Raw genomic sequence first — 7978 nt, forward strand, 5'->3', positions numbered from 1 at the left:
AACACAAACGCCGACAAGCCCAGACCACGCGTCAGCTCATGCAGATTCCAGGCGCCGTCGACCTTCGGCCGCAGCACCCTCTCCAGCCGCTCCGGGGTCAGGGACGACACCACACCGTCATCCAGCACACCCGCCGTATGCACCACACCCGTCAACGGGAAATCAGCCGGAACCCCCGCCAGCACCTCCGCCAACGCGACACGGTCGGCGACGTCACACGCCACCACCGACACCTCGGCACCCGCACCGACCAACTCGTCCCGCAACTCCACCGCACCCGCAGCCCCAAGCCCGCCACGGCTCAGCAGCAACAACCGCCGCACCCCATGCACCCGCACCAGATGCCGGGCCACCAGACCACCCAAAGTCCCCGTCGCACCCGTCACCAACACCGTCCCCGCACCAAAACCCGACCCCCCCGAAACCACGGCAGAGGTGGCAGAGGCCTGCAGACGAGCCAGACGCGGCACCCGTACGTCACCGGAACGCACCACGAGTTGCGGCTCGTCCCGTTCCACCGCCCACTCCAGAGCACCGGGCAACACCTGCCACGACACCGGCGCACCATCGGTGTCCACCAGCACGAACCGCCCCGGATTCTCCGTCTGGGCCGACCGCAGCAACCCCCACACCGCGGCCCCACCCAGATCAGCGACACCCTCCTCAGGACCAGCCGCCACCGCCCCACACGTCACCAGCACCAACCGCGACGACAGGAACCGCTCGTCCGCCAGCCACTCCCGCACCAGCTCAAGGGCCTCCCGGAGAGCCGCGCGGGCCGTGTCCGTCGCCGGATTCACCGGGTTCGCCGCTGCCGGGAGACGACGTATCACGAAGCCCGGTACGGCCGACAGGGCGGCGAGTGTGTCGAGGTCCGGGCAGGCCTCTCCCCCGAGGGGTGATTCGCCGAGGACAGCCCATGCGGTGGACCCCGCAGCCTCCGATATCGGGGGCGAGGCCGCCGTCCACTGAAGGCTGAACAGAGCGTCGTGCGCTTCGTCTCGGACGGAAGCGAGCCGAGTCGGGTCGACGGACCGGGTCAGCAACGAACGTACCGTGGCAACCGGCTGTCCGGTGCCGTCGGCGACGCTCACCGACAGCGCGTCCCTGCCGGCCGGAGCCAGACGCACGCGCAGCACCGACGCGCCCGACGCGTGCAGGGACACGCCCCGCCACTCGAACGGCAACCGCGCCCGACCGTCGGAGAAGGCCTCGGTCAGCCATGCCCCGTGCAGGGCGGCGTCCAGCAGCGCCGGGTGCAACCCGAACCGGGCCGCCTCCTCACGCTGCTCCTCCCCCAACTCGACCTCGGCGAACACCTCGTCCCCACGCCGCCAAGCCGCGCGCAGCCCCTGGAACGCCGGCCCGTAACCGTGCCCGGCGGCGGCCAGGTCGTCGTACAGCTCGGCGCTGTCCACCGCGACGGCGCCCGTCGGCGGCGGCCAGGACACCAGGTCAGCGTCTGCCTCGACGGCCTCCGTCCCCAGCACACCGGTGGCGTGGCACGTCCAGGACTCCTCGGCCGCCTCCGGCTCCGACTCGGCACGCGAGTACACGCCCAGCTCCCGGCGTCCCGCTTCGTCGGGCTCCCCGACCGTGACGCGCAGCCGCACTCCGCCGCGCTCGCGCAGGGTCAGCGGGGCGTGCAGGGTCAGTTCCTCCACCGTCTCGCTGCCGACCTGGTCACCGGCTCGGACGGCCAGCTCCACGAAGGCCGAGCCCGGCAGCAGCACCACCCCGCCGACCGCGTGGTCCGCGAGCCAGGGCTGTGCGTGCAGCGACAGTCGGCCCGAGAGGACCACACCGTCGGAGTCGGGGAGGTCCACGACCGCCCCCAGGATCGGGTGCTCGGCGGGGAGCAGTCCCACGGCTTCCGTCCCGGCCCCGGCGGTCGCGGTCACACCCAGCCAGTAGCGGCTGCGCTGGAAGGGGTAGGTGGGCAGGTCAACCAGCTGTGCACCGGTGCCGGTGAAGGCCTGCGACCAGTCGACGTCGATGCCGTGTGTCCAGAGTTCTCCGGCGGAGGCGAGGAAGCGGTCCAGGCCGCCGTCCTCACGGCGCAGCGTGCCGGTGACGACCGCTTCATCGACCGTGTCCTGGATACCCATCGCCAGCACCGGATGCGCCGACACCTCGACGAACACGGCATGATCCTGAGCGGCCAGAGCACGCACCGACTCCTCGAAGCGGACGGTCCGCCGCAGGTTCCGGTACCAGTAACCCGCGTCCAGAGCCGACGTGTCCGCCCAGTCACCGATCACGGTGGAGAAGAACGGAATGTCCGAGGGCTGCGGGCGCACCTCGGCCAGCACGTCGGCCAGCTTCTCCTCGATGCGTTCGACGTGCGAGGTGTGGGAGGCGTAGTCCACCGGGATCCGGCGGGCCCGGATCTCCTCCGCCTCGCACGAGGCGATCAGCTCGTCCAGGGCCTGCGGCTCACCCGCCACCACGACCGACGTGGGACCGTTCAGCGCGGCGATCTCGATACGGCCGTCCCACGCCGTGATCCGGGCAGCCACCGCCTCGGCGTCCAGGGCCAGCGACACCATGCCGCCGTGACCGGCCAGACCCGCAGCGATCGCCTGCGACCGCAACGCCACCACCCGGGCACCATCCTGGAGCGAAAGAGCCCCGGCCACGCACGCAGCCGCTATCTCACCCTGCGAATGCCCCACCACCGCCGACGGCTCCACACCGTACGAGCGCCACAACGCCGCCAGCGACACCATCACCGCCCACGAAACCGGCTGCACCACATCCACCCGCTCCAGAGACGGAGCACCCGTCGCCCCCCTCAGCACGGCTTCCAGATCCCAGTCCACGAACTCCGCCAGCGCCGCCGCACAATCAGCGACGCTCGCCGCGAACACCGGAGCCGAGTCGAGGAGTTCGGCGCCCATACCGGCCCACTGCGAGCCCTGACCGGGGAACACGAACACCGTCCGGCCACCGGAACCGACAGTCCCCGGGTCCACGTCACCCAGTCCCGCGAGGAGTTCCTCCCGATCGCGGCCCACCGCAACAGCGCGGTGCTCCAGCTGCGACCGACCCGTCAGCAACGTCCAGCCCACATTCACCGGCGAGACGTCGGCGCTGCTCTCGACGTGGGCCCGCAGCCTGACCGCCTGCTCACGCAGCGCATCCGCACTCCGGGCGGACAGCAACCACGGCACCGCCACCGGCTCCACCGGAACCGCCGGCCCAGCCCCCTCGGCCGGCTCGGTCTCCGGAGCCTGCTCCAGGATGACGTGCGCGTTCGTACCGCTCACACCGAACGACGACACCCCCGCCCGACGCGGACGATCACCCGACCGCACCCACTCCCGCGCCTCCGTCAACAGCTCCACCGCACCCGCCGACCAGTCCACCTTCGACGACGGCGTCTCCGCATGAAGGGTCTGCGGCAGCACACCGTGCCGCATCGCCTCCACCATCTTGATCACGCCACCCACACCCGCAGCAGCCTGCGCATGCCCGATGTTCGACTTCAACGACCCCAGCCACAACGGCTCTTCGCGATCCTGACCGTAGGTGGCGAGCAAAGCCTGCGCCTCGATCGGATCACCCAGCGTCGTCCCCGTACCGTGCGCCTCGACGGCGTCGATGTCCGACGCCGAGATGCGTGCGTTCGCCAGGGCAGCCCGGATCACCCGTTGCTGCGACGGACCATTGGGCGCCGTCAGCCCATTACTGGCACCGTCCTGGTTCACCGCCGAGCCACGCACCACCGCCAGCACCTTGTGGCCGTTGCGGCGCGCGTCCGACAACCGCTCCAGCAGCAGCATGCCGACACCCTCGGCCCAGCCCGTGCCGTCCGCGTCGTCGGAGAAGGACTTGCAGCGGCCGTCCGGCGACAGCCCACGCTGCCGGCTGAACTCCACGAACAGGTTCGGCGTGGCGATGGCGGTGACACCGCCGGCGAGGGCGAGGCTGCACTCGCCCGCCCGCAGGGCCTGTACGGCCAGATGCAGGGCGACCAGCGACGACGAGCACGCCGTGTCCACCGTCACCGCCGGACCCTCGAGGCCGAGCGTGTAGGCCACGCGGCCGGAGGCGATGCTGCCGGCGCTGCCGTTGATGAGGTAACCCTCGAATTCCGCCGCGGTGCCGCCGTAAATGCGCGCCGCCCCGTAGTCGTCGTACATCACGCCCGCGAAAACACCGGTACGGCTGCCGCGGACCGAGAGCGGGTCGATACCAGCGCGTTCGAAAGCTTCCCAGGAAGTCTCCAGGAGGAGCCGCTGCTGCGGATCCATCGCCATCGCCTCACGCGGCGATATCCCGAAGAATTCCGGATCGAACTGGTCGAGATCGTGCAGGAATCCGCCTCCGCGGGCGTAGGTCTTGCCCGTGCGTTCCGGATCGGCGTCGTAAAGGGAGTCGATGTCCCAGCCGCGGTTGGTGGGGAATGCGGATACCGCGTCGGCCCCGGTCGCCACGAGGCGCCACAGGTCCTCGGGGGTCGCGACATCGCCCGGGTAGCGGCAGCTCATCGCGGTGATCGCGATCGGCTCCGCTTCGGCTTCCTCCAGCTCCCGCAAACGCTGCCGGGCCTGGTGCAGATCCCCGGTGACACGCTTGAGGTAGGCACGAAGCTTCTCTTCGTTCGCCGTACCCACGCTTTCCCCCTCAGTATTCCGCATTCTTCGCCGAGCAGCGTTCAGTTCAGCCCTGACTGCCACGACGAACCTGTTGTTCGCCGCGAGTCGGGCGGTCTGGATCAATCAGACGGTTTGATCGGTGGACGGATGGTTTCGTTTATACCTGTGGGCCATGACCATCAGAATTCTTCGTCGATGAGTTTGAAGAGGTCGTCGTCGGTCGCCTGGTCGATTCTGTCGGTCACGGAGACCGGGGAATCCTCGGCTCCGGCCACGTCGCCTTCGCATTGGGCGAGCAGCTTGCGCAGTCGGGTACGGATGAGTTCGCGGTCCGGATCGTTCTGGGCGAGACCCGTGAGCGCGGTCTCGAGAGTGTCCAGGCCGCGCAGGCCGCCCTCGACCGCCGACGCGCCCTGTGCCGGGCCGAGCTCGTCCAGCAGGTGTGCCGCCAGGGCGCCCGGTGTCGGGTGGTCGAAGATGAGAGTCGCCGGCAACCGCAGTCCGGTGGCCTGGCTGAGCAGGTTCCGCAGTTCGATCGCGGTCAGCGAGTCGAAGCCGACGTCCTTGAAGGGACGTGTCGCCTCCACGCTCGCCGCGGTGGCGTGTCCCAGTGCCGTGGCGGCGTGGGTGCGCACCAGGTCCAGGACGGCGCGCTGCCGGTCCTCCTCGGAGAGGCCCGCGAGCCGCTCCCGCAGCCCCGCGGCACCGTCCGCCTTCGCCGCGCCGTACGCTCCACCGATTGCTGCGGGGGAGACCGCACCGGCTGCTGTGCCGGCGTCGCTCGCGATGCCCCTCCGGGCCGCCGGAACACTCGCCAGGCCACGCAGGGGTGCCGGCACGCCGTCGCCACCGTAGGCGTCCCCGGCATGGGCGCGCAGCGCGGCCAGGTCCAGCCGCATCGGCAGCAGTACGGCGTCGCCCAGCCGGACGGCGGCGTCGAAGAGCAGCCGGCCGCGGTCGGACTCCAGGGCGCCGATGCCCATGCGGGCCAGCCGCTGTCGGGCGCCGTCGCCCAGCCGTTCGGTCATGCCGCTGCGCTCCGCCCACAGTCCCCAGGCCAGCGAACGGGCGGGCAGCCCCAGCGCGTGGCGGTGGTGGGCGAGGGCGTCGAGGAAGACGTTGGCCGCCGCGTAGACGCCTTGGCCCGCCGTGCCGAGTGCCCCTGCCGCCCCCGAGAAGAGGACGAAGGCGGACAGGTCCCTGTGCAGCGTGAGTTCGTGGAGGTGCAGTGCGGCATCGACCTTCGGACGCAGCACCCGGTCGATCTGCTCGGGTGTGACGGTCGCCAGCGTCGCGTCGTCCAGTACACCGGCCGCGTGCACCACCGCGGTGAGCGGGTGCTCGGCCGGTATGCCGTCGATCAACCGCTCCAGCGCCGCGCGGTCCGCGGTGTCGCAGGCCACCACGGTGGCCTCGGCGCCCAGCCCGGCCAGTTCGGCCCGCAGCGCCGCCGCGCCTTCGGCCTCCGGTCCGCTCCTGCTGGTGAGCAGCAGATGGCGTATCCCGTGTTCGGTGACGAGGTGCCGGGCGAGCAGGCTGCCGAGCCCGCCCGTGGCGCCGGTGACCAGCACCGTTCCCGAGGGGTCGAAGGCCGGGCCCGCGGCCTCCGTGGCCGGTTCCTGAGCCGCCCGCCGCAGACGCGGGAGCAGCGGCTCCCCGTCCCGCACGGCGAACTGCGGCTCTCCGGTGGCCAGCGCGGCCATGAGGGCCCGACCGGAGCTCTCGACCTGGTCCACATCGGCCAGGACGAACCGGCCCGGATGTTCCGACTGCGCCGAACGGACCAGCCCCCACAGCGGGGCGGTCACCAGGTCGGGGCGGTCGCCCGAGCCGGTCGCCACAGCACGACGGGTGAGGAACACCAGCCGGGTGGCGCTGAACCGCTCGTCGGCCAGCCAGGTCCGCGCCGCCGCCACCGCGCCCTCCAGCACGGTACGCACACGATCGGCCGTGGCCGCCGGGGCCCTTCCGTCGCCGTGACCGGCGCCGCCGTCCTCGGCGTCCGCCGCACCGGCGACGTACGCCACCAGGACCACATCCGGTATGCCCGCCTGTCCGGCGTCGATCTCGGCGGCCAGAGCCGCGAGGTCGGGGTACCGGGGCACGTCGGTGGGCGCGCCGGGAACACCCTGGAGTTCCACGCCGAGCTTGAGCTCAGCAGGGCCGATCACGGCCCAGGCGCCCGCGCCCCCGGGTCCCGCCGGCGCCTCCGGCCGCAGCGGCTCCCACTCCATTCGGAACAGGGCGTCGTCCCAGCGGTCCGCCTCCGCCGCGGCGAGCTGCTCAGGGGCAACGGGCCGCAGCACCAGCGAGTCGATCTCGGCGACGATCCGCCCGGCGCCGTCGGCGACGGTCACGCGGACGCCGTCGTCACCGGCCGACCGCAACACCGCCCGCGCAGCCGGTGTTCCGGCGACGCGCACGGAGATCCCGCGCCAGGCGAAGGGCAGGACCAGGCCGGGTCGCTCCCCGTGGAAGTCGCCCCTCCGCAGCCCGTGCAGCACCGCGTCGAGCAGCGCCGGGTGAAGCGCGTGCCCGGCGGCGTCCGCCCGCTGCTCCTCCGCGAGAGCCGCCTCGACGAACACCTCGTCACCGAGCCGCCAGGCCCCGCGCACGCCTCGGAACGCCGGCCCGTAGTCGTAGCCGTCGGCGGCGAACTCCTCGTACAGGGCGCTCGTGTCTACGGCGGTGGCGCCCTCCGGCGGCCAGGTGCGCAGATCGCGCACCGGCGGCGTCGAGTCTTCGGCGACGGCCAGCACCCCGTCGGCGTGCCGCGTCCAGTCCTCCCCGTACGGGGCTTCGTCCCGCCGGGAATGAACGCCCACCGCACGTCGGCCGGCCTCGTCGGGAGCGCCGACCGTCACCCGCAGGCGCACTCCGCCCGCTCGCGGAATGATCAGCGGCGCCTGGAGGGTCAGTTCCTCCACCACATCGCAGCCGACCTGGTCACCGGCCCGGACGGCCAGCTCCACGAACGCCGTCCCCGGGAGCAGCACGGATCCCGCCACCGCGTGGTCCGCCAGCCACGGATGCGTACGCAACGACAGCCGCCCCGTCAACACGGCTCCCGTACCGTCCGGCAGTTCCACCGCCGCCCCGAGCAGCGGGTGACCCGCCGGATCCGCCCCCAGCTCGGCCAGGGCAGCCGCCGGCGTACCGGTGCTCGTGTCGAGCCAGTAGCGTTGGCGTTGGAAGGCGTACGTCGGCAGGTCGACACGAGCGGCACCCATTCCGGTGAACGCCCGCGACCAGTCCACCTCCACACCCTGCACCCAGACCCGCGCCAGCGCGGAGACGAACGACTCCTCCTCCCCACGCCCCCGCCGCGACACCGGCACGAACACAGCATCCGGCACCGCCTGCGAACCAGGACCGGT

The 7978-nt window shown here is 71.9% G+C and carries 2 protein-coding genes; both read right to left on the reverse strand.

Annotated elements, in window-relative coordinates; translation table 11 throughout:
• Positions 1–4619: SDR family NAD(P)-dependent oxidoreductase (locus tag ACH5A8_RS34490; RefSeq protein WP_399007943.1), on the reverse strand; the 4619-nt coding region annotated here is incomplete at its 3' end.
• A gap of 161 nt (positions 4620–4780) precedes the next feature.
• Positions 4781–7978: type I polyketide synthase (locus ACH5A8_RS34495; protein ID WP_399007944.1), on the reverse strand; the 3198-nt coding region annotated here is incomplete at its 5' end.

It is taken from the genome of Streptomyces sp. NPDC018610 (assembly GCF_044391765.1).
Classification (GTDB): Bacteria; Actinomycetota; Actinomycetes; order Streptomycetales; family Streptomycetaceae; genus Streptomyces.